This is a genomic window from Paenibacillus wenxiniae (assembly GCF_039822605.1).
GTDB classification, from domain to species: Bacteria; Bacillota; Bacilli; order Paenibacillales; family Paenibacillaceae; genus Saccharibacillus; species Saccharibacillus wenxiniae.
Genome location: NZ_JBCGUH010000043.1, coordinates 1 through 988, shown reverse-complemented (window position 1 = coordinate 988; position 988 = coordinate 1). Strand labels below are relative to the sequence as shown.

At 42.1% G+C, this 988-nt stretch carries 1 pseudogene; it reads left to right on the top strand.

Going from position 1 to position 988, the window contains the following annotated elements:
• Positions 1-38: 38 nt before the first annotated feature.
• Positions 39-988: pseudogene (locus AAHF22_RS23745) on the top strand (hypothetical protein); the annotation flags it as partial.

Genomic DNA, 988 nt, shown 5'->3' with positions numbered 1-988 from the left:
TCCAAACGACAAGTCCCCTGTTACAAGCGAATAATCAAGTGAGCATCGCTTCGACCTCATCGTCGTTATCCAGCAAAATTGATAGTGCTCTGGATGACACCTTAGCTCCACAAAGTTTGAATCAAACGAACAAACAACAATACTCAGACCAAGATCCTGATGCAGAACAAGTGGATCCTTCTTCAGGTAGTTTAAACTGGAAAAAAAATCTGTTGCATTTGTCTGGACGCGATGGAATGGATTTGAATCTAGGATTAATGTATACATCGAATCAATCGTCACCCTATATACGGTACTATAATGCCAAGCCTGCACAGGTAGTAGCTAGTAACTACTTTGTATCTCGCTATAATCTAGGAGTAGGTTGGTCTTTTCAGTTTCCGTCTGTGCAAATTGATCTGGGCAAGGCCGCAGGGATATTTTATCACGACGGACATGGCGGTGTGTATCCAGTCAATGGGTCGAGTAAAGCTCCAAGTGCACCGGATATGTATAGCAGCCTGACGGGTTATCCTCGTAAAGATATGAAGTTTAGTGATGATTTCAAAGGGGACCAATACACGAATGGTCAGGAAGCATCGCGCTACTACACGACCGATGATGCAGGGAACAGAAATTATTTTGGATATAATGGGAATCTTATCGGTCAGTTGGATCGGTATGGAAATGAAATTAAATACTTATATGAAACTAAAATGATTTATGATACACAAACACGACCGATTTTGTCTAAAATTATAGATACTGTAGGCCGAACGATCTCCTTTGATTATGAGGATACCCTGCAAACCGAGCAGAACTTCACAGGTGAGAAGATTACCATCACACTGCACAATCCACAAGGCGAGTCGATTCGGAAGCTCTATTTAACGAAATCGCGATATGAAATGAATTTGGGGTACTTGCTTCAAAAGTATGCTCCGGTTCTACGGAGTGTCACGGATTCGGCTGGCGATGAGACCACGTTTAATTATGATATCCAGTCAAC